This window comes from Methylophilus sp. 'Pure River' (genome assembly GCF_046765995.1).
Lineage (GTDB): Bacteria > Pseudomonadota > Gammaproteobacteria > Burkholderiales > Methylophilaceae > Methylophilus.
Genome location: NZ_JBKOUE010000006.1, coordinates 173,919 through 192,484, shown reverse-complemented (window position 1 = coordinate 192,484; position 18,566 = coordinate 173,919). Strand labels below are relative to the sequence as shown.

General features: G+C 50.3%; 16 protein-coding genes. 5 read left to right on the top strand and 11 right to left on the bottom strand.

Annotated elements, in window-relative coordinates:
• Positions 1–124: 124 nt before the first annotated feature.
• The 3 genes from ACIDE9_RS09170 to pip form a co-directional block, all read right to left on the bottom strand.
• Positions 125–1,630 (bottom strand): tetratricopeptide repeat protein, encoded by a 1,506-nt coding sequence (locus tag ACIDE9_RS09170; RefSeq protein ID WP_411994282.1) that lies wholly within the window; start codon positions 1,628–1,630, stop codon positions 125–127.
• 121 nt (positions 1,631–1,751) lie between these two features.
• Positions 1,752–3,050: a YhjD/YihY/BrkB family envelope integrity protein gene (locus tag ACIDE9_RS09165; protein ID WP_411994280.1), complete on the bottom strand. Its 1,299-nt coding sequence runs from the start codon at positions 3,048–3,050 to the stop codon at positions 1,752–1,754.
• A 27-nt stretch (positions 3,051–3,077) separates the two neighbouring features.
• Positions 3,078–4,028 carry a prolyl aminopeptidase gene (pip, locus tag ACIDE9_RS09160; RefSeq protein ID WP_411994278.1) on the bottom strand — a complete coding sequence of 317 codons (951 nt, stop codon included), beginning with the start codon at positions 4,026–4,028 and terminating at the stop codon, positions 3,078–3,080.
• A gap of 306 nt (positions 4,029–4,334) precedes the next feature.
• On the opposite strand from pip, the gene ACIDE9_RS09155 reads away from it, so the two are divergent.
• The 5 genes from ACIDE9_RS09155 to ACIDE9_RS09135 all read left to right on the top strand — a co-directional run bounded on the left by ACIDE9_RS09155 (position 4,335) and on the right by ACIDE9_RS09135 (position 10,085).
• Positions 4,335–6,200 (top strand): PQQ-dependent dehydrogenase, methanol/ethanol family, encoded by a 1,866-nt coding sequence (locus ACIDE9_RS09155; protein WP_194754894.1) that lies wholly within the window; start codon positions 4,335–4,337, stop codon positions 6,198–6,200.
• 243 nt (positions 6,201–6,443) lie between these two features.
• Complete coding sequence (locus ACIDE9_RS09150; RefSeq protein ID WP_194754893.1) at positions 6,444–7,322, top strand: quinoprotein dehydrogenase-associated putative ABC transporter substrate-binding protein; 879 nt, start codon at positions 6,444–6,446, stop codon at positions 7,320–7,322.
• Between the two features lie 226 nt (positions 7,323–7,548).
• Complete coding sequence (locus tag ACIDE9_RS09145; RefSeq protein ID WP_411994276.1) at positions 7,549–8,031, top strand: c-type cytochrome; 483 nt, start codon at positions 7,549–7,551, stop codon at positions 8,029–8,031.
• Positions 8,032–8,208: 177 nt separating this feature from the next.
• Positions 8,209–8,685, top strand: coding sequence for a c-type cytochrome (locus tag ACIDE9_RS09140; RefSeq protein WP_370583287.1), 477 nt, complete (start codon positions 8,209–8,211; stop codon positions 8,683–8,685).
• 68 nt (positions 8,686–8,753) lie between these two features.
• A complete protein-coding gene (locus ACIDE9_RS09135) occupies positions 8,754–10,085 on the top strand; it encodes an NAD(P)/FAD-dependent oxidoreductase (RefSeq protein WP_194741321.1) in 1,332 nt (443 codons plus the stop codon).
• A gap of 55 nt (positions 10,086–10,140) precedes the next feature.
• Here ACIDE9_RS09135 and lplT read toward each other — a convergent pair whose 3' ends face one another.
• The 8 genes from lplT to moaA all read right to left on the bottom strand — a co-directional run bounded on the left by lplT (position 10,141) and on the right by moaA (position 18,504).
• Positions 10,141–11,307, bottom strand: coding sequence for a lysophospholipid transporter LplT (lplT, locus tag ACIDE9_RS09130; protein WP_194755080.1), 1,167 nt, complete (start codon positions 11,305–11,307; stop codon positions 10,141–10,143).
• A 20-nt stretch (positions 11,308–11,327) separates the two neighbouring features.
• The gene (locus ACIDE9_RS09125; RefSeq protein WP_411994273.1) at positions 11,328–12,722 is read right to left on the bottom strand and encodes a PhoH family protein; all 1,395 of its coding nucleotides are present in this window, start codon (positions 12,720–12,722) and stop codon (positions 11,328–11,330) included.
• A gap of 12 nt (positions 12,723–12,734) precedes the next feature.
• Positions 12,735–13,196, bottom strand: coding sequence for a peroxiredoxin (locus ACIDE9_RS09120; RefSeq protein ID WP_411994362.1), 462 nt, complete (start codon positions 13,194–13,196; stop codon positions 12,735–12,737).
• A 96-nt stretch (positions 13,197–13,292) separates the two neighbouring features.
• The gene (locus ACIDE9_RS09115) at positions 13,293–14,765 is read right to left on the bottom strand and encodes an ATP-binding protein (RefSeq protein ID WP_411994272.1); all 1,473 of its coding nucleotides are present in this window, start codon (positions 14,763–14,765) and stop codon (positions 13,293–13,295) included.
• A 6-nt stretch (positions 14,766–14,771) separates the two neighbouring features.
• The gene (locus ACIDE9_RS09110; protein ID WP_411994270.1) at positions 14,772–15,569 is read right to left on the bottom strand and encodes a TonB family protein; all 798 of its coding nucleotides are present in this window, start codon (positions 15,567–15,569) and stop codon (positions 14,772–14,774) included.
• Positions 15,570–15,657: 88 nt separating this feature from the next.
• Complete coding sequence (gene glp, locus ACIDE9_RS09105; RefSeq protein ID WP_411994360.1) at positions 15,658–16,923, bottom strand: gephyrin-like molybdotransferase Glp; 1,266 nt, start codon at positions 16,921–16,923, stop codon at positions 15,658–15,660.
• Positions 16,916–17,494 (bottom strand): molybdenum cofactor guanylyltransferase MobA, encoded by a 579-nt coding sequence (gene mobA / locus ACIDE9_RS09100; RefSeq protein ID WP_411994268.1) that lies wholly within the window; start codon positions 17,492–17,494, stop codon positions 16,916–16,918. Before mobA ends, glp begins: the two co-directional genes overlap by 8 nt.
• Entirely contained in the window at positions 17,494–18,504 is a 1,011-nt protein-coding gene (gene moaA / locus ACIDE9_RS09095) for a GTP 3',8-cyclase MoaA (RefSeq protein WP_411994266.1), read from the bottom strand. Before moaA ends, mobA begins: the two co-directional genes overlap by 1 nt.
• Positions 18,505–18,566 lie beyond the last annotated feature (62 nt).

The following is an 18,566-nucleotide window of genomic DNA, read 5'->3' as shown; positions in this document are numbered from 1 at the left end:
CTCATCAAGTATCATACCTTGCGCCATGCAATCTACAATCAGCAATTTTGATAAATTCTGTATCAGTTTGATAAGCAAGGCACAACCTTGTTGCGGCGGTTAAATGATGGTCGTGTACCTTGGCTTAATATTGGCTGCGTGCCGTTGGCAGGTGTGCGGCTGGTTTTAAATCAAAGGCAACACAAATGCGCTCTGCTTCGGCGTGAAAGGGAATCGTCCTGTGAAACAGCGACGATGGAAATAACACGATATCACCTACGGCGGGCTTGATGTAGCGGGTGGGGAACTTGTCGTGTAATTGCGGGTACTGGTCACCATGAGTGCCGTATTCGAATGCGCCTTCCTTGGGATCTGCGGTCTCTGGCATGGCCAGGTAAACCGCGCCACTGAGCCAGCCTATTTCATGGATATGGGCATCCAGGTGGCCGCCTTTTTGCATCTTGACATACCATGAGCTGGTGAACTCAAGCGCTTTGGGGAAATGGGAGATTAAGGCGCAGTTGGCCTGCTGGAATTGTGCCTGGTATTGCAGAAACTCACGTTTGACCAGCTCGCCCAGCGTCCTGAAGGCGGTTTCGGGACGTTTGAATAGATTGCCTGCAGATTGCTTGCCATTGGTCAGGCGTGCCTGTTTGCGCTCGGCAATATCGGCTTGCGCAATATTGTCCAGCAGTTCTGCCAGTAAGGGGCTGCCGGGTGCCAGCTCAGGCAGGCTGCGGTGGTAAACAAACGACAGGCCATCCGGGCAAAACTGGTAAGGGTCTGCCTCGCCGTGGTTGAGGCTGTAATGTGTGGACAGGGTGGCAATAAACGGTGCGGTATGCGGCCCCTGCTTGATAATGTCGTCGCGTAACTGCTTGAACGCCTCGAATTTCTCGGCACGGTATAAACAGTAAAGTACACGGGATTGCCAGTCGTCCAATTGTGAAGCCTCGAAGTGAGGAATCGCTTCTTCGAACCGCTTGGCCAGGTATAAAAACTCGCCCATGTTGTAATTGGCGCCAGGATGCTGTGGATTGCGTTGCAGCGCCTGCTGATAATATTGCACCGCCCTGGTCATATCGCCCTGGTCGCGCCAGGTTTCGCCGAGGTTGTTATAGGCGTCAGTGTAATTGGGGAAGAGTGCGATCGCGCGCTCGTAGCTTTGCACAGCGGACTGCAGTTGTCCTTTGTCACGCAATACCGTGCCCAGGTTGAAATGGCCGCGCGCGTCTTGTGGCTGGATGCGTAAACCCTGCTGGTAGCTCGCCATGGCTTCATCCAGTTTGCCCTGTTTTTGCAGTACCGTGCCCAGGTTGCCATGCGCCTCAAAAAATTGCGGATTCAGGGCGATGGCTTTACGGTAAGCCTGTTCGGCGGCGGCCATTGCGCCCAGCTGCGTTTGTACAATCGCGTAGTTAAACCACAGCTCTGCGGCTTGCGGGTTGAGTTGCAGGGCCGCTTCATAGGCCTGTGCCGCCTGCGGGTATTGCTGGGTTTGGTCCAGCGCCAGCGCCAGCAGGTGATGCAATACAAACTCTCGCGGGTGTTGCGCTGCCAATGGGCGTGCCCGTTGAATGACAGCAGCAAATTGTCCGTGATTCAGCTGTTGTATCAGCGTATTGATCTCTTGCGAAAGTGGGAGTGCCATCGTGCGAAATTCCAAAGATAGTTACAATTTTGTAACACATCTTACAATTCTGCAATGGTTGTGTGGCTTGATTTAGCGCAAAACGCTGCGGATCTATGCTGTTTATCAGGCGCCAGGCGGTTTATGCGGCGCTGGATGGCGCAAATGTATTTTTTACCTGCGCATGATGAGAGAGTTGTTTTAATAGGCGCACGGCAATCTGTGGGTCTTCCTGTAGCAGGTTTTCCATGCAGTCGGCATAAATCTCTATGACCGATGCTTCCGGCGAGGCGACGACTGCGCTGGCTGTGACGGGTTGCGCTGAGAACAAGGCAATGTCGCCAAAGAAGTCGCCATACTGCAGGATGCGCAGGGTTTTTTCACTGCCGTCAGCTTGTCGTTGCGTTAAATGCAAGCTGCCTTCAACCACCATATAGTAGTGATGGCTGGTTTCACCCTCTTTGAGCACATAGTGGCCTTGCATATAGGTCTTGCCGTATTTGCCCATCAATGCCTGTAAATAGTGCTGCTGGTTAGGGATATCTTCAAACAGGCCTTTCAGCAGCAGCACATCTTTTTGCCTCAGCGTGACCATTAACTCTATGCCCACCAGGAATACGGCAAAGTTCAGGTAGAGCCAGCTGATGGAGACAAACATGGCCTTCATGCTGCCAAACACGGCGCCGAAGTTTTTATTCACACTGAGAAACAGGCCGAAGGCCGGGCGCATCAGCATCCACAAGGTGGCCGTGAGCAGGGCGGATAACAGCAAATGGCGCCAGTGCACATTCAGCGGGCAAAAGGTGTGGTAAAAACCGGCAATCAACAAAGTAGTTAAGGCGAGCGATAGCAGCGAACCGACTACATTAATGGAGGCGGATGGCAAATGATTGGCCAGGAACACGATGATGGACTCCAGCACAAACCCAGCCGCGGTGAACAAGAAGAACACCAGCAATACGCCGAGTACGGCAAGCACATCGCGTAACTTTTTATGCCAGAAAGAAGATACGTCATTACGGCTGGCAATCAGGTGAAAGCTGGCGCGCATATGCGTCGCTAATGGGGTGATGGTCCACAACAATACCAAAAAACCAACTACGCCCCAGGCGGCTTTGGTGCGCGTGTTTTCATAGACCTCTACCATGATGCGCTGGCTGAATTCGGGCAGCAGGTTGCTGGTTAAAATTGCCAGTTTCACAATGGCATAATCAGACGAATACACCAAGTGACTGATTAAAAAGAAAATCAGCACGATCAGCGGGATCAAGGCAAACAGTGCATAAAAAGACAGCGCGGCCGACAGCCCCATTAACCGGTGCCTCGCCACCCCTTGCCAGGTCGTTTTCAGCACAAACAGTGGCGTGCAATAGCTATAAGCCAGTAATTGCTGCTTCAGGCCTTGCCACTGTGTTTGTAGTGTCGTCCATAACGTCGGCATACATCCCGCTTTCATTGCTGGTGATTGCTAGACGCCGAGTTGCTTGTATTGTTCCGTGGCATTCAACAGTGCCTGGCAAGTACCTGGCTCCATCGCCGAATGGCCGGCATCCGGCACCATCACCAATGTGGCGTGCGGTAATACCTGACTCAACTCCCAGGCGGTTTGTGGTGGGCACACCATGTCATAACGACCTTGCACAATGGTCGTCGGGATGGATTGTAGTTGCTGCGCGGCGGCTTGTAACATTTGATCGCCATCGACAAAGCATAAATGCTGAATGTAATGAATCTGTACACGTGCACGCGCCAGCTCAACCGCGCCATTGACCTCGGCGCTGTCGGCTTTGGAGATCAGGCTCATAATGCTGGATTCAAACGCATTCCAGCGGATGGCAGCTGGAATGCTGATGGCCGTATCGCTGTGAAACACCCGGGTCGCATAGTAATCCAGGACATTTTCCTGGTGGCTGGCTGGCACCACTGCCAGCAGTGTTTGCCAGGCTTCTGGGAAAAATAATGCGACCTGGCCCAAAAACCAATCAATTTCATGCTGTCTGCTCAAAAAGATACCGCGCAATGTCAGGCTGATCACTTGTTGAGCATGGCTGTTTGCGTAAGACAATGCCAGCGTGCTTCCCCATGAGCCGCCAAACACATGCCAGCGGTCAATGTTCAAATGCTGGCGTATCGCTTCTATATCTGCAACCAGGTCTTGCGTGGTATTGTCTGTGGTCTCGCCTGCTGGCAGGCTGCGGCCACAGCCACGTTGGTCGAACAAAATAATGTGGTAATGCGCTGGGTCGAAAAAGCGTCTTTGTCCCGGATTGCAACCGCTACCAGGGCCGCCGTGCAAAAAAATAACGGGCACGCCGTGCGGGTTACCACATTGTTCAACATAGATTGAATGTAACGAATTGACGTCAATATGCGTATTTGTGAACGGTTGGCATTCGGGATAGAGGTAGAGAGTGCTCATAAATTATTTTCTTAACTGTATGATTTTTAATAGTAATTTATTTTGTTGTCAGCTTGCGGAAAATTAACAAAAAATATTTCGAAATATTTGTAACCGATTTGTAACCAAACTGTTGCAATTGAAAACAAATTGTTCTATATTGCAATCCTCACATGCGGCAAGTGATAAATTCTAAAGCGTTTCAGGAGTTTTTCCCTTGTCTCTGGAGTGAAAAGTATGCGGGAAATTTGGTTTGCCAATCCTAGTGCTGGCAGAATTTAACGTGTACTTAATATTAAACCCTTAGTTCTAACTTTGGAGATCAATATGCAAGTTAACAAAATCAAACTGGCCTTGGGTCTGGTAGCAGCATTGCCATTGGTTGCTTTCGCAGCAGCTGACCAAGAAGCCGCGTTGAAAGATGCCAACAACTGGGCACATCCACGTGGTCAACACAACAACAACGGTTACAGCGCCTTGGCACAAATCAACAAGGGTAACGTTAAAAACCTGAAAGCAGCTTGGACATTCGCTACTGGTGTAAACCGTGGTCACGAAGGTTCACCAGTAGTTGTGGGCAACATGATGTACGTTCACACAGCTTTCCCAAACAACGTATACGCTCTGGATCTGAACGACAATCAAAAAATCGTTTGGTCCTATTTCCCTAAACAAGACCCAAGCGTTCAAGCAGTTCTGTGCTGTGACAACGTTTCTCGTGGTCTGGGCTACGGCGACGGTAAAATCTACCTGCAACAAAACGACGGTATGTTGGTTGCTTTAGATGCAAAAACCGGTGCTAAAGTATGGGACGTTAAGAACACTGATCCAAAAGTTGGTGCAACTAACACTAACGCTCCACACGTAATCAAAGACAAAGTATTGACCGGTTGCTCAGGTGCTGAGTTCGGCGTACGTTGCTTTATCGCTGCATACAACCTGAAAGACGGCTCTCTGGCATGGAAAGCTTACTCTACAGGTCCAGACAGCGAAGTATTGATCGGTGCTGACTTCAACAAAGAAAACCCATCATACAACGCTCTGTCAGTTTACGAAGATGTAAACGGCGGTAACAAACAAGGTGGTTCTTTCAAAAAACTGGCTAACGACAGCCTGAAAATTGGTGAAAAAGACCTGGGTACACGTACCTGGTTGAAACCACAAGCTGTTAAAGACGGCTGGCAACATGGTGGCGGTTCCGTATGGGGCTGGTGGCCATATGATGCACGTACAAACCTGGTTTACTACGGTACTGGTAACCCATCCGTATGGAACCCAGATGTACGTCCAGGCGACAACAAATGGTCTATGACAATTTTCGCTCGTGATTTGGACACTGGTGTGGCTAAATGGGGCATGCAAATGACTCCACACGATGAGTGGGACTACGATGGTATTAACGAAGTAATCCTGTTCGACAAAGGTGGCAAAACTTACGCATGGCACCATGACCGTAACGGTTTCATCTACACATGGAACGCTCATAACGGTTCATTGGTTGCAGCTGAAAAAGTACACCCATTCGTTAACTGGGCAACTGATGTTGACCTGAAAACAGGTGTGCCAAACAAATTGGCAACTGCTTCTACTCACCAAGACTACAACGCTAAGGGTGTTTGCCCAGCTGCTTTGGGTACTAAAGACCAACAGCCTGCTGCTTACTCTCCAAAAACTGGTTTGGTGTACACACCATTGAACCACGTATGTATGACATACGAGCCAGTTGAGTCTAAATACGTTGCTGGTCAACCATGGGTTGGTGCTACTTTGACTATGTTTGCTGGTCCTGACGGCGTAATGGGTGGCTTCGGCGCTTATGATCCAATGACCAACAAAAAAGTTTGGTACAACAAAGAGAAATTCTCTGCATGGGGCGGTGCTCTGACTACAGCTTCTAACATCGTGTTCTACGGTACTTTGGATCGTTGGTTCAAAGCTGTTGATGCACAAAACGGTAAAGAACTGTGGAAATTCCAAGTTGGTTCCGGCGTGATTGGTAACGCATTCACATACGGCAACAAGGGTAAACAATACGTTGGCGTACTGTCCGGTATCGGCGGTTGGGCTGGTGTTGCGATGAACTTGGGCATGACCAACGACACAGACGCACTGGGTGCTGCTGGTGGTTACAAAGAGTTGACTAAGTACAACGCTGCTCCTGGCGGCGGTGCACTGAACGTTTTCTCACTGTAATTTGAGCTTGTCTTAAGTTACACGTAGTAATACGTTGACTCCTTAACACCCTGCTTCGGCAGGGTGTTTTTTTTCATGAATATCATGATTCAAAAGTGTCGCAATAAAATTAAATGTGTTTTGGCTACAAATGAAAACGCATTCGCGATAAGATGATTCAGTTTGTCGTTGGTTGGCAGAACTTTTGTGCCAGGCAAGGCTCCAAAAACGACAGGAAACAATCACAACAAGGATGAAGTCAAAATGAGAACTACATGGAATATACTGGGTGCGTTTGCGATGATGTTTGCCACACAAGGTGTGGTGTTTGCCGAAGAAATTGATATCCCCTCCATCAACCCGGACGAAGGCCGTATCGGTGAAGTACGCCGTGTCGCCGATGAATCCGAGTTTAAGGTCTGTTCCGACCCGGACAATATGCCTTACTCCAATATCAAACTGGAAGGCTTTGAAGACAAGATTGCCAAAGTGCTGGCGGATGATCTGGGTAAAAAGTTGACCTTTCAATATGCCTATAATCGCCAGGGCTTCTTGCGTAACACCATCAATGCCATGCGCTGTGATGTCATTATCGGCATGACCTCTGACTTTGACGGCTTGAGAACCTCCAAACCTTACTATCGTTCCGGCCATGTATTCGTTTGGCGTAAAGACAGTAACTATGACATTAATAACTGGGATTCCCCAGACCTGAAAAAAGGCATTATTGGCATTGTCGATAAAAGCCCTGCAACCATTCCTTTAAACGATTACGACTTGATGACGAATGCCCGTCCTTATCGTTTGCAACGTGACCTGAATTTGCCGACCAGCTTTATTATCGATGACCTGGTGAAAGGTGACATTGATGTCGCTGTGATGTGGGGGCCGATTGCAGGCTATTTTGCCAAGCAGTCCAAGGTGCCGTTAGAAGTACGCATGATTCCTGAGTACAACAAGGTCAACCTCAAAGGCAAGGAATACTGGAACATCTCCGTGGCCGTGCGTATGAAGGATAAAGAGCGTATCAAGATGATCAATGAGGCCTTGGAACGCAATAAAGATAAGATTGATGCGATCCTGAAAGATTACGGTATTCCAACCGTGCCGGTGGTTGAAGGCGACAGTGTGTATAAAAAGTAACACACATGGTGAAAAAGTTTTAAAAACAGACAGTTGCTAATGACAAGGTAAAAGAAACACAGTAGAATCGTGGCCTTGTTTTGAGATGGCTTAGTGAATTATTCTGTAATTTAATTCGGAAATATTCGTCAACCGTTTCTGGAACGATTCGTTAAATGAGCATACGTTAATATTGGTTGGGTCTTGATGTTAACGTCGCTCATTTTGTTTAGGATTAGGAGAAAACATGTTAGGCAACACATTTAAATCAGCATTGTTGATTTCCTTGATGGCTTTTGCCACAGGTGCGATGGCTGATATCACTTTTTCAGCTACTCAAGACGGCTCAACGATTAACATCGACAAAGCAATGTTCGATACAGATGCTTCAAAAGAGTTTTTGGCCACTGGTAAAAACCCTTACATCGGTAACGAAGAAGCCATTAAAAAAGGCAAAAAAATCTTCAATCTGTATTCTTGCGTAGCCTGTCACGGTGGTAAAGGTGAAGGCGCTGTAGGTCCAGGCTTGATCGGTGCAAACTTCCGTTATGCGAAAAACGCAACTAACAAAGGTATGTTTGAAACAATCTGGCACGGTACTAACGGTGGTATGGGTGCTAAAGGCTTTGGCTTGATGGCTCCAGATGATGGTATCAAACCAGACGAACTGCTGAAAGTGATTGCTTTCATTCGTAGCAATAGCAACGTAGGCATGACAGGTAACGAATAATTCGTTACGAATAAAAACGGTCACTGAGGTGACCGTTTTTTGTTTTTGTGGCACAATAAATGCAGTCGGTTTCATTATAAAAAACAATTAAAAACCGTTTTATTTCAAAGAACATGGATCTTAGGAAAGATGGGGGTAATCATGAGAAGTATGCTTTTAACAACGCTGCTTGCCGCAATGTTGGCAGCCTGTAATAACGGTGGCCAATCTGGTGCGGCAGCTGAAGCCGGTGGTGGTGATATCAAGGCGATTCAGTTTGTGACAACGCAAGATGGTCAGCCGATGGAAATTGACCAGAAAATGTTTGATACACCTGCTGCAAAAGAATTTTTGGCGACGGGTAAAAACCCTTATATCGGCAACGAAGAAGCCATTAAAGAAGGCAAAAAAAGATTTAACCTGTTCTCTTGTGTGGCTTGCCACGGTGGTCATGGAGAAGGGGCAGTTGGTCCAGGCTTGATTGGTGAAAATTTCCGCTATGCCAAGAATGCGACCAACAAAGGCATGTTTGAAACCATTTGGCATGGTACCAATGGTGGGATGGGGGCCAAAGGATTTGGCTTGATGGCACCGGATGATGGTTTGAAACCGGATGACGTGTTGAAAGTCATCGCCTTTATTCGTAGCCATGCCAAAATCACTGGTAACGAATAACGGTATAATTGAGATGTTGTGCGCGCTTGGCAGTACGGCAGGCGCGCTTTTTTATTGAAGGATTAAGCGTGAGCGTAACAGACGAAAATGATTTGCACCATGTCATCATTGTAGGTGGTGGTGCTGGTGGCCTGGAGTTGGCAACCAAACTGGGCGATTCTCTGGGCAAAAAGAAAAAGGCCAGAATTACGCTGATTGATGCCACCAGAACCCATGTATGGAAGCCATTGCTGCATGAGATTGCAGCGGGCAGCATGGACCCTGATCGTCATGAGCTGGAGTATCTGGCACAAGCGCACTGGCATCATTTCAAATTCCGTCTGGGCCGCATGGATGGCCTGAACCGTAGCACACGTGAAGTGCTGCTGGCGCCCGTGCATGATGAAGATGGTAACGAGATTATTGCGCGTCGTTCGTTCAAGTACGATACCTTGATTATTGCCGTCGGTAGTACGACCAATGACTTTGGGATCAAGGGTGCGCGCGAGTTTTCAATTGCGCTGGACACCCAGTCACAAGCACAGAAGTTCCACCGTTATCTGCACAATGCCCTGTTGCGTGCACAAACGCAGCCTGAGCCACTCAAACCAGGTCAACTGGAAGTGGCGATTGTGGGTGCGGGTGCCACCGGGGTTGAACTGGCTGCAGAATTGCATAATACGACGCGTGAGTTGGCGGCGTATGGCCTGGATAAGATTGACGCGGACCGCGATGTGAAAATTTCACTGATCGAAGCCAGCGACCGTATCTTGCCTGCGTTACCGCCTAAATTATCCTATGCCGTAGACGTTGAGTTGCGTAAGCTGCGTGTCAATGTGTTTACCGGGGAACGTGTGACTGAGGTGTCGTCCAAAGGCATTACGACGCACAGTGGCCGTACCATTCCCGCTGAATTGGTGGTGTGGGCTGCAGGCATCAAGGCGCCAGATTTCCTGAAGGATATTGATGGCCTGGAAACTAACCGTATCAACCAGTTGGTGGTGAACCAGCATCTGCAAACCACGCGTGACGAGAACATTTTCGCCTTTGGTGATTGTGCGGCGTGCCCATGGCTGGGACACGATACAACCGTGCCACCACGCGCACAGGCAGCGCACCAGCAGTCTTCGTTGCTGGTGAAAACAGTCAAGGCACGTGTGGCTGGTAAAGCACAGTTGCCAGAGTTTCACTATACCGATTACGGTTCATTGGTGAACCTGGGTAAATACTCTACCGTTGGCAGCCTGATGGGCGCTGTCGCCGGTGGCAGCATGTATATTCAAGGCCTGTTTGCACGCGTGATGTATCGTTCGTTGTACAAAATGCACTTGATGGCATTGCACGGCATCATGGCGGTGATTGTGCATACGATTGGACGCATTATCTCCAGACGTACCGAGCCGCATGTGAAACTGCACTAATTGATGGTAATAAAAAAGGCGCTTCAAGCGCCTTTTTTATTGGGTGTGTGTTTAATTATTGCTGAATTTGTTTGCGGTAAACCAGGGTAATCAAAGACATACTCACGATAATGAATACACCAAAAATAGCCACAATTGTGTTGATCTCTAGCTTCGCACCGACCATCCAGGTGTAGGCACCCAGCAATAACAAGATACCGATGTTCTCGTTAAAGTTTTGCACGGCAATTGAATGGCCTGCACCCAGCAGATGATGTCCTCTATGCTGTAACAGCGAGTTAAGTGGCACCAGGAAATAACCTGACAGTACACCAATCACAAACAGCAAAATACCAGCCAGTATGGGGCTGTGGATCACCATCATGCTGATGACCAGAATGCCCATATAGATCCCGGCGGGCAGTACTTTTACCGCATTCTCCAATTCGACGTAGCGTGAGGCCACGATTGAACCCACTGCGATACCCACCGCCAGGATGGCAATCAAATACGTGGCTTGCTGCTGGGAGAATCCCAGCCTGACATCTGCCCATTGCAACACCACAAACTGCAGGGTTGCGCCTGCCCCCCAGAAGAGCGTGGTCACGGCCAGCGAGACTTGCCCTTGTGGGTCTTTCCATAGCGTAATAAATGCGTGCCAGAAGTCCTTGAGCAAGAAGCGCAGGGTCTTTTGCTCAACCTTATGGTCAATCGGCACCTTGGGGATGTAATAGTTAAAGCCCGCCGCCAGTAAATACAGCAGCATGATGCAGGCGATACCGATATAGGGATTGTTGATTGATAGGGTGGAGCCGAGCACCGGGCCGAGGATGATGGCGGTCACGGTGGTGCCCTCCATCCAGGCATTGGCCTTGATCAGCAGCTTTGACGGCAGCATTTCGGTCAGGATGCCGTATTTTGCCGGGGAGTAGGCAGCAGCGCCGACGCCGACCATGGCATAAGCATACAGGGGCGGGACGCCGACCAACGCCATTAAACAGCCGATAAACTTCAGGCCGTTACTTAGGAACATCACGCGACCTTTAGGCAGGGCGTCGGCAAATGGGCCGACAAACGGCGCCAGCACAATATAGGAAATGACAAAGAACTCCCGTAGCAGCGGTTCGTGCCAGCTTGGTGCGTTCAGCTGGGCCAGCAGCGCAATGGCTGCAAACAGGAGTGCATTGTCAGCGATTGCCGATAAGAACTGGGCAATCAGTAAGGTATAAAAGCCTTTAACCATCACATTCAAGCAGACTGCGTCTACAGGACCTCGGCTGCAAAATCTGCCAGGCGTGAGCGTTCGCCACGAACCAGCGTGATATGGCCATTATGCGACCAGTTCTTGAAGCGATCGACCACATATGTCAGGCCCGAGCTCCCCTCAGTTAGGTAGGGGGTATCGATCTGCGCGATGTTGCCTAAACAAACGACTTTGGTGCCTGGGCCTGCACGTGTAATCAAGGTCTTCATTTGTTTGGGCGTGAGGTTTTGCGCTTCATCAATAATTAAAAACTTGTTGAGGAAGGTGCGGCCGCGCATAAAGTTCAGTGACTTGATTTTAATGCGTGTGCGGATCAAGTCCTGGGTCGCTGCACGTCCCCACTCACCCACATCCTCGTCCGTTTTGTTCAGCACATCCAGGTTGTCTTCCAGCGCGCCCATCCATGGCGCCATTTTCTCTTCTTCTGTGCCTGGCAAGAAGCCGATATCTTCACCGACCGGCACGGTGACGCGCGTCATGATGATTTCAGAGTAGCGCTTTTTGTCCAGAGTTTGAGTCAGCGCGGCGGCCAGTGTCAGTAGGGTTTTGCCAGTACCAGCCTGGCCAAGCAGGGTGACAAAATCAATGTCAGGATCCATCAGCAAGTTCAAGGCAAAGTTCTGCTCGCGGTTCCGAGCGGTGATGCCCCAGACACTATGTTTGGGGTTCTGGTGATCTTGCACCACTTCCAGCACGGCGGAATTATCTTCTATTTTGCGTACGATGGCATGGAACGGTTTGTTATATTCATAAAACACAAATTCGTTCACCAACAGGGATTTGACGACAGGGCCGCTGATTTTATAAAACATGCGTCCTGACTCTTGCCATGAGTCCATGTCCTTGCTGTGTGTTTCCCAAAAGTCTTCTGGCAGTTCGCGCAGGCCGGTATACAGCATGTCGCTGTCTTCCAGCACCTTGTCATTGAAGTAGTCTTCAGATGGCACACCCATGGCGCGGGCTTTGATGCGGATATTGATATCCTTGCTGACCAGGATGACATTACGTTTGGAAAACTGCTTTTTGAGAGATAGGGCGACGCTGATGATCTGGTTATCTGCCTTGCTGCCTGCCAGGCCCGGCAGGTCAGTTGGCACATGTTCCATCTGGAAAAACAGCTTGCCGGTCAGGTGGCGATTGCCCTGAATGCCAAGTGGACAGCCTTCTTCCAGTTTGTCCGTGTCTATGCTGCCGATGATTTCTTCCAGAAAGCGGCTGGCCTGACGGGCATTGCGGGCGACTTCAGTCAGCCCTTTTTTGTTGTTGTCTAGTTCTTCCAATGTCACCATTGGCAAATAGACATCGTGCTCTTCAAATCTGAACAGCGACGACGGGTCGTGCATCAGAACGTTGGTATCAAGAACAAACAGCTTGGTGTGTGGAGCACGGGCCATAGAAAATCACTTTTATGAGTGGGAAGACTGAATGCTGGCATATACCTCAGCGGCATGACCATCCACTTTGACACCACGCCATTCACTGACAATGATGCCTTGTGGGTTGATCAGGAATGTACTGCGTTCAATACCGCGTACCTGTTTACCATACATGTTTTTCATTTTAATGACGTTGAAAGCCTGACAGGCGATTTCTTCACTGTCAGAAATCAGCTCAAATGGAAACGTGTACTTGGCTTTGAAATTTTCGTGCGATTTCAGGCTGTCGCGTGAAATGCCAAAGACCACGGCATTGGCTGCAGCAAACTGTTCATGCATATCGCGAAACTGCATGCCTTGGGTCGTACAGCCGGGCGTAGCGTCTTTGGGGTAAAAATAGAGAACGAGAAACTTACCTAAATAGTCTTTGCTATTAAATTGCAGGCCGGAGGTGGCCGGTAAGGAGAGTTCTGGAACAGGTGAATTCAACATAGTAGTCATGACAATCACTTAATCACATTGTTGATAAAAATACAAAATTAAGCAAGCACAAAACGAAAATTCTCATGCAACCGCAGGGCTTGCCTGTTACTGCGGCAGCGTGATGGTGATGCGCGTGCCTTGGCCGGGCTCGCTGTCAAAGGCCATGGCACCGCCCAGTTCTTCGCAAACCTTGAATGCAAACGGGATGCCCAGGCCAGTGCCAAAGCGTTTAGTGGTCGGTCCTGGGGTCAGCGCATGCGGTTCGGGCTTGAAGGGCATGCCTGGCCCCTGGTCTATCATGGTAATGGTGAGCAGGTTGTTGGCTAATGTGCAGCTTAACTGGATTTCGGTGCCCTTGGGCGAAGCCTCTGAAGCGTTTAGAAGCAGGTTGTACAGCATTTGTTCCAGCAAGTGCTCATCTGTCAGCACCAGGCGTTTGATGGTTGCGCTGTTTTCAATGACCTTGATCTGTTTTTCGTTCAGCTTTGGCTGCAAGGTTGAGATCGCGCCCTGCACAATAGACGAAAGCAGTAATTGGTTGAGCATGGGTTTGATCGGGTGCAGGTAAGACAGCAAGCTGCCTGTCCAGCGCTCCAGGCGGTCCACTGTGTGGATAATGCCCTGAATCGATTCCTGCGTATCTTTATCCAGCAGCGGGTCGTCAATCACTTGTGCGGTGGCGCGTATGCTGGCCAGCGGGTTGCGGATGTTATGCGCCAGCATGGGCACCAGCAGGCCGAGCGCCGCCTGTTTCTCGCTTTTAACCAGCGCGTCGCGGCTGGCGGCCAGGTCTTCGGCCATTTTATTAATTTCTCTCGACAGCACCGCCAGTTCCTCTGCACCGGCTTCCGGCACCTGATGACTCAGGTTGCCGGTACTGATGGCATTGGTGGCCTGCATGATGTCGTTAATCGGCCTGACAATGGAGTTTTTCAGGATACGGCGCGAATACACGATCAGGATACACGCCAGGATCAGCGGCAGCGACAGCACGGCAATCGAGTTGCTTCTGGCATCATCCAGCCGGTGCTTGATTTCGCCTTGTTTTACAAACAGCAGGGTTTCGGCGCGCTTGGAAACCTCTTCATAGTGCCTGAAAATGCCGGTTTCAATATCCTGGTAAATAGATTTCTGTGCCTTGCGATCCGGGTTGTTCTGGTAGCGGTAAAACAGGGCGGGGGCTTCATTGACCAGGTTGCGGTATTTCAGCTCAATGTCCATCAGCGCATCGCGTTCCTCCTGGTCGATGGCGATGTTTTGCAGTCGCTCCAGGTGATCCAGGATGGAGGTGGTGTATTGGTTGTATTCATGTAATGCATTTTCTTCTTGCAAGAAGAAAGCATCAAACAACTCTTTGGTTTGGCGATAGAGGTCGCCGCGCACCAGGTAGATTTCCTGGATCACGAAGTTAATGCGTTGTGATTGCTTGGAAGCCTTGTCCCACAGGTAAATACCATAGCCGCCGCTGGCAACCGCCAGCACGATCAAGGCAATAAAATACAGGTCATGAAACAGCAGCAGGTGCCGCAGTGGTTTGTCTCTGCTCGAGGTATTCAAGGATGTGCGCTTGAAAAACATGGCCGCTTAAGTTGCCAGCTTGAAGCTGACCGGTACATTGGTCGATTTCAGCCTGCCACGCAGGATGTCGTTAAACAGTGATTTCAATTGCGACTTTTTAATGGTGGCAATGGCAGCTTCATCAATCGCCTTGTTACCGCTGGATTCCACCACCTCAATGCTGGTGACATTGCCGTGGTCATCAAAGATGATGTGCAGGTTAGTCACTCCTTCTATACCGCGTTCTAAGGCAATTCTCGGATAGCGCAGATTCTTCTGGATTTCACGTTGCGCAGCTTCTTTAAACGCGTTGCGCGCCGCGTCAATATCACCTTCGCTCGGACCTGTCGCTTTCGCCGGCTCAGGTGGGGGCGCAGGCGGTGCTGGAGGTGGTACAACCATTTCCGGCTTTGCTTCGCTGACGCTTGGTTTAGCAGTAATCACTGCCGGGGCAGGCGTTTCAACCACCGGGTGCGCCGTTTCTGCAGGGGGTTCCGGGGTTGTGGATGGTTTTTGTGGCGTGACTGGTTTTTGCTCAACCGGTTTAGCTTCGTGTTTGGCCGGCTGTGGCTTGACTGGTTCAGGTTTGGGTGGTGTCGGTGTAGGCTCTGGTTGCGCCACAGGCACGACAGGTTTAGGCAATGCGGGCTCAGGTGGCTGTTCTTTCACCAGTTCAATGCGGATTTCCTGCTTTTTTGGGGGGGGCAGGTCGTAGTCTGGCTTAGGCATGGTAAACATGATCGCAGCATGGATAAGCAGTGAAGCGATCAAGCACCACTCTAATACATGATTGAACTGTTTAGACTCTTTTAACACGGCTTGCACGCCAACACCTTTATGATTAAACCCCCACTGCGACCCGACACTATAAGCTATTTTTTATGATTCATGCCAGCGTGCGCAGAAGGTGAGGTTAGCAAATACCGCTAAATGGTTGTACTTCAACCAATGTGCCCGCGGCCAGTGCACTGGTTTGGTCATCCAGCACAATAAAGCAATTGGCCTGGCTCATGCTGCTCAAAATCCCCGAGCCTTGCTCGCCAGTGGTTTTCACTTTCCAGGTGTCGCCTTCTTTGAATAAGATGCCGCGCTGGAACTCAGTCCGCCCCGGGGCCTTTTTAATCGCGCTGACACACTCGACCTTGAAGGAGGGCTGCGCCAGTGTATTTGTTCCCATCAGGTGTTTGAGCGCCGTTTGGACAAACTGGTAAAAGGTCACCATGGTAGACACAGGGTTGCCGGGCAAGCCAAAATAATGCGCCTGGCCGATTTTGCCATAGGCCAGCGGGCGGCCCGGTTTCATATTGATTTTCCAGAATAGTACCTGGCCGTGTGTGGCCAGCAGTTGCTTCATAAAATCTGCTTCGCCTACCGAAACGCCGCCACTGGTAATCACCACGTCATGTTCGGTCGCCGCCGCTAGCAAGGTTTTTTCAAGCGCGGCGGGGTCGTCGGCGACATTGCCTAGGTCGTGCACGTCTACCCCCAAGGCTTGCAACATGCCCCACAGGCTATAGCGGTTGCTGTCGTAAATCTGGCCAGTCTGCAATGGCTGCCCCACACTCACCAGCTCATCGCCAGTGCTGAAAAAGGCTACTTTCAGGCGGCGGTAGACTTGAATCTCGGCAATGCCTAAAGATGCGAGCAGGCCGATGTCTGCGGGTTGTATTTGGTGGCCCTGCACCAGCACGGTTTGCCCGGTGGCGATGTCTTCGCCGGTCAGGCGGATATTGGCACCTCGGGCCGGGATTTTGAGCACCGCGACCTTGCCTCCTTCAGTCGCGGTGTGTTCCTGCATGACGACGGTATCCACGCCAGCTGGAATCACAGCGCCGGTCATGATTTTGACGCAAGCGCCTGCCGGTAACTCACCAGTAAATGGATTGCCCGCAAATGCGGTGCCGACGATGTTCAGTGCTTGAGTGGCTTCTGCATGTCTAAAAGCAAAACCATCCATGGCCGAATTGTCGTGGCCAGGCACATTCATGCCTGAAGTCACAGCGGTTGATAATGTGCGTCCCAGCGCGTGCCTGATGTTAATGGTTTCGGTGTCTTGGACCGGCGACAAGAATTGCTGGATATACTGGCGTGCTTGCGTCACCGACATGGCATTCGGGTCATAGTCATCTGCGCAGGAAGGATTACTGGCCAGTTGTTGCAAAAGGGTTTGGTTAGTCATGATGGCTGGGGTAATGGTTGATGTTGGTAAACGCTTGCTCATCTTCAAAGCTCACGAATACATGGGGGTGCTGCGCTTGCCAGGCACTGACTCTGCGCTGGCCTTGTTGCAGAAAAGCATCGAGGTCGGCGCTCAGTTGGCGCGGCATCAGGCAAAATACCGGGTGCGTACCACCAGCACTGCGTGCAATGGCCAGCATGGTGGAGGTCTTGTTAATCGCCGCGGCGTCACGGATTGCATGGCACAGCCGACTTACTAAATCCAGTGGCAGCAATGGTGAATCGCAAGGAACGCTGAGTATCCAGTCAGTGCTGGCATGACGCATGCCCGCTTGCATGCCCGCCAGTGGGCCATCAAACTGGTCGTTGTCATCGGTGACGACAGGTACGCCAAATGCCTGGTATTGGTCTAAATGGCGGTTGGCGTTGATTATAACGTGATCGACTTGCGGCTGTATGCGTTCCAGCACATGTGCGACCAGGGGCTTGCCTTGGTAGCTCACCAGGCCTTTATCGGCACCGCCCATACGTGTGCCGCGCCCGCCGGCCAGAATGACAGCAGTAATCTGCATTAACCACCCGTATGTGACATAAAGCGCACGACCGCAGGTGCTGCACGCCTTAAATCGAAATCGTGTCCTTTGGGCTTGATATGCATACCATGCAGAATGGCATCAACCAAAGGTTGGTCGTTGTCAGGATGTGCACGTAGGAGCGGCAGCAAATTGACTTGATGGTCTTGGCCCAGACACAGGAATAATTCACCCTGGCAGGTAATGCGCACGCGGTTGCAACTCTCGCAAAAGTTGTGGCTATGCGGTGAGATAAAGCCAATTCTGGTTGGCTGGCCATTGACTTGCCAATAACGTGCAGGACCGCCGGTCCTGTGGGTGCTAGGCGTGAGTGAGAACTTACTTTTTAGCAGGGAAAGTGTCTCGGTATTGCTGACACAACTTTGTTCACGGTCATGCGCCACGGCCCCTAGCGGCATTTCTTCAATAAAGCTGATATCGACCTGTTTTTCAATCGCAAAGTTAACCAGGGCTTCGGCTTCATCGTCGTTGATGCCACGCATCAGCACAGTATTGATTTTAATATTGTCAAAGCCTGCCGACCTGGCTGCGTCTAACCCGGTGAGCACTTTTGATAATTCGCCCACGCGGGTGATGGTTTTAAAACGGTGTTCTTGCAGGCTGTCGATAGAGATATTGATGCGTTTGACGCCAGCGGTTTTCAGCGCCGTGGCATATTTATCCAGCTGGCTGCCATTGGTGGTGAGTACACACTCATCCAGCCCGGGCAAATGGCCTATTTCCTCAAACAGCCACATGGCATTTTTGCGTACCAGCGGTTCGCCACCGGTAATGCGAACTTTACGCACGCCCATACGGACAAATAGTTTAACGAGGCGTGCACATTCTTCGAGTGATAACACAGCATCGCGCGGCAAGAAAGTCATGTCTTCTGCCATGCAGTATTGGCAACGAAAATCACAACGATCGGTGATCGACAGGCGGATATAGTCCACCCGCCGACCAAACTGGTCGATCAATTGTGTAGGAATGGTGGCCGTTGTTTGCATGACTATATTAAGGTCTAAAGTAATTCGTATTTTATGCCCTTTTTAGGCTTTCACAAGGCATA

Coding starts and splice junctions, on each gene's coding strand:
- ACIDE9_RS09170 (WP_411994282.1), bottom strand. CDS start 1,630: ATGGCACTCCCACTTTCGCAAGAGATCAATACGCTGATACAACAGCTG.
- ACIDE9_RS09165 (WP_411994280.1), bottom strand. CDS start 3,050: ATGCCGACGTTATGGACGACACTACAAACACAGTGGCAAGGCCTGAAG.
- pip (WP_411994278.1), bottom strand. CDS start 4,028: ATGAGCACTCTCTACCTCTATCCCGAATGCCAACCGTTCACAAATACG.
- ACIDE9_RS09155 (WP_194754894.1), top strand. CDS start 4,335: ATGCAAGTTAACAAAATCAAACTGGCCTTGGGTCTGGTAGCAGCATTG.
- ACIDE9_RS09150 (WP_194754893.1), top strand. CDS start 6,444: ATGAGAACTACATGGAATATACTGGGTGCGTTTGCGATGATGTTTGCC.
- ACIDE9_RS09145 (WP_411994276.1), top strand. CDS start 7,549: ATGTTAGGCAACACATTTAAATCAGCATTGTTGATTTCCTTGATGGCT.
- ACIDE9_RS09140 (WP_370583287.1), top strand. CDS start 8,209: ATGTTGGCAGCCTGTAATAACGGTGGCCAATCTGGTGCGGCAGCTGAA.
- lplT (WP_194755080.1), bottom strand. CDS start 11,307: ATGGTTAAAGGCTTTTATACCTTACTGATTGCCCAGTTCTTATCGGCA.
- ACIDE9_RS09125 (WP_411994273.1), bottom strand. CDS start 12,722: ATGGCCCGTGCTCCACACACCAAGCTGTTTGTTCTTGATACCAACGTT.
- ACIDE9_RS09120 (WP_411994362.1), bottom strand. CDS start 13,196: ATGTTGAATTCACCTGTTCCAGAACTCTCCTTACCGGCCACCTCCGGC.
- ACIDE9_RS09115 (WP_411994272.1), bottom strand. CDS start 14,765: ATGTTTTTCAAGCGCACATCCTTGAATACCTCGAGCAGAGACAAACCA.
- glp (WP_411994360.1), bottom strand. CDS start 16,923: ATGACTAACCAAACCCTTTTGCAACAACTGGCCAGTAATCCTTCCTGC.
- mobA (WP_411994268.1), bottom strand. CDS start 17,494: ATGCAGATTACTGCTGTCATTCTGGCCGGCGGGCGCGGCACACGTATG.
- moaA (WP_411994266.1), bottom strand. CDS start 18,504: ATGCAAACAACGGCCACCATTCCTACACAATTGATCGACCAGTTTGGT.